Source organism: Aeromonas sp. PrichA-15, assembly GCF_017939245.1.
GTDB lineage: Bacteria > Pseudomonadota > Gammaproteobacteria > Enterobacterales > Aeromonadaceae > Aeromonas > Aeromonas caviae.
Map to the genome: position 1 here is coordinate 7,675 of NZ_JAGKRH010000164.1, position 2,538 is coordinate 10,212.

Here is a 2,538-nt window from a genome sequence, read left to right on the forward strand (position 1 = left end):
CTGGATGTGGAGAGCGAGCAGGCCCTGCTGATGGTCTCCCTCTATGTGGCCGAAACCAACCAGGCGGACGCCGATCTGGACGAGCTGGCTGAGAAGCTGGCGCCGCTGTCTGGGGACGATCTCAGCGGGCTGCTGCTGGAAGGGCTGGCCTCGGCGGGCTGGCAATACGGTGTAGATGATCGGGGCACTGGCCTTATGTCTCTGACCCTCAATTTTAACGCGACCTGGAGCAAACCCTGATGACTGATGCAACCAAGCCGGTGAAGGGCGCCGGTACTCAATTTTTCATGGCTGCCGCTGCTGGCGCCGATAAGCCGGACCCCACCACCGGCAATGCGGTTATCCGTTTGGCTGATGTCAAAGAGCTGACGCCGCCCGAGATGAGCGCCGAAGAGCAAGAAGATGCGTACCTGGACGCGCCGGACCCTCAGTGGAAAGAGAAAACTGCCGGTCAAATCGACCCGGGTCAGCTCTCGATCACCCTGGCCTGGAAGCCTGCGGAAGCAACCCAGAAACAACTGGTGAACCTGCTGGCCCAAGCCCCTCGCTGGTTTTTCATCAAGTACCCCAATGGGGCGTGGGATGGCTTCTATGGCTTTGTCAGCAGCGTTGGCAAGGCCGTCCCGGCGAAAGAGACCATCACCCGTTCGGTAAAAATCTCCCTCTCTGGCCGTCAATCCCCGGCAGAGACTGACTGGAACCCTGCCGCATGACCGAGCCACACATTGATAGCCGCACCATCAAGCTGCGGACCCCCCGTGGCTTGGAGTCTGATGTCACTGTGCGGGCGCTGACGGCCCTGCAACTGTTCGACTACCAGACCTATCTGGCGGACGTCGAGTGGCCTGCCCAGCCCCCGGAAGGGGATGACAAGGCCGCCCATAAATACACCCTGCAGGTGCAGAGGGTGGTCTATGAGCTGAACGCCACCATGGCGGCGTTTGGCTTGCAGTACCTGCATCCGGCGGAATCTATCGAGGAAGTCAAAGCCCGGGTGATCCGTTCCTACCCCTTGCCCGATCACATCATGCGTCTGGCCCTGGCGGTCAAGGAGCTGAGCGGCCTGGCACAACCACCTGCCGCCGAGGAAGAGAAAACGGCGCAAGAGGGTGACTCGAAGGAGCCAGCCGACCCAAAAAAGGCTTAGCGGCTGAAAAGGCGTTCATCCTGAGCCTGGCCCGCCAGTTTGGTCGAGCAGACTGGCGGCGCTGGCTGAGCGAGTTTTCGGCTGCTGAGTACCTGGACTGGGTGGCTGATTTCTCAAAGCACCCGACCGATTATCGGATCCGCCAATACGAAACCGGCCAGATCTGCGCCCTGCTGTTGAATGTCCACCTCAAGGCAGAGCACTGGGTCAGTCCCTCAGAATTTTTCTATAACCGCCCCGAACCCGTGGTGGTTGAACAAAGTGACGAGGAGATCGCCAACTTGGCCGCCTTCATCCCGGGAGTAGAGAGAACCTATGTCATCGACCCAGATTGCTGACCTTCGGGTGCTCCTCAGCGCGGATCTCTCGTCCTTGCCTGCCGATGTCCGCTCCGCTGCGAACGTGCTGAAAAGCTATGCTGCCGACGCCAAGAGTGCCGAAGACTCGACATTCAATTTTGGTCGCTCGTTCAATGAAACGGCAGATCTGCTGTCTCACAAATCCGTTGCTATCGTGCAAGGGTTCAGCGTCGTCCAAGGTGCCGTGTTGGGCCTGGTCGGGACGGCGGTGGGGCTGGCTGCATCCGTCAGTGCGTTGGCCCAGCAAGGGCGCGAGCTGGAGCAAATGTCGCTCAAGGCGGGGGTGTCCGTTGAGAAGATGCAAGAGCTTGCCTATGCCACCGAGCAATACAATGTCAGCGGCGACAAGCTGGCTGACATGCTCAAGGACGTACAGGACAAGCTCGGTGACTTCTCGGCCACCGGTGGCGGCGAGTTCAAGGACTGGATGGAGAACATCGCCCCCAAAGTGGGGCTGACCGTCTCCAAGCTGCAACAGATGGCGGGCCCGGAGGCATTGATCGCCGTCCAGAACGCCATGGATGCGACCAACGTCAGCGCCTCGGAACAGGTGTTCTACCTGGAGTCTATCGCCAATGACGTCTCCACGCTCCAGCCCCTGCTGCGCAACAACGGCGCCGAACTTCAACGCCTGACCGGGCACTATCGAAACCTCAACGTCGCCCTGTCACAGACCGACATCACCCAGCTCAAAGAGATGGACCAGAAGCTCAAGGATGTGAGCCTGCGGCTGCAAAGCTCATTCGCCCAAGGCGTGCTGGGAGCATCGGATCAAATCGACTGGCTGACCGAAAAGCTCGGCTATGCCGTCAGCTACTGGGGGACGCTGCTCGATAGCTGGGCGGACAACCCACGCACGGTTGATGGAATGAGCCGTCGCCTCGGCAACCTGCGTGAAGAACTCAAGGATCTGGATGACCAGATCAAAGAGACGTCGGAGCAAAAGGCATTCGGCGGCGTCGGCTTGATCGATGCCATCTTGGGCGATACGGCGGGCCGTTCTGCCCTGCCTGAGCTCCAGCAGCGCCGCGC

The 2,538-nt window shown here is 60.2% G+C and carries 5 protein-coding genes; all 5 read left to right on the forward strand.

The genetic code is table 11. The features are described from left to right. Positions 1-240: hypothetical protein (locus J9889_RS17630; protein ID WP_210557527.1), on the forward strand; the 240-nt coding region annotated here is incomplete at its 5' end. Continuing rightward, a complete protein-coding gene (locus J9889_RS17635; protein WP_210557534.1) occupies positions 240-713 on the forward strand; it encodes a phage tail tube protein in 474 nt (157 codons plus the stop codon). The genes J9889_RS17630 and J9889_RS17635, both read left to right, overlap by 1 nt. Continuing rightward, entirely contained in the window at positions 710-1,147 is a 438-nt protein-coding gene (locus tag J9889_RS17640) for a hypothetical protein (protein WP_210557536.1), read from the forward strand. The genes J9889_RS17635 and J9889_RS17640 overlap by 4 nt, the downstream gene beginning before the upstream one ends. Before the next feature lie 26 nt (positions 1,148-1,173). Then, positions 1,174-1,485, forward strand: coding sequence for a phage tail assembly protein T (locus J9889_RS17645; protein WP_223918242.1), 312 nt, complete (start codon positions 1,174-1,176; stop codon positions 1,483-1,485). Further along, the coding region (locus J9889_RS17650) for a hypothetical protein (protein WP_210557538.1) at positions 1,463-2,538 on the forward strand (1,076 nt) is incomplete at its 3' end. The genes J9889_RS17645 and J9889_RS17650, both read left to right, overlap by 23 nt.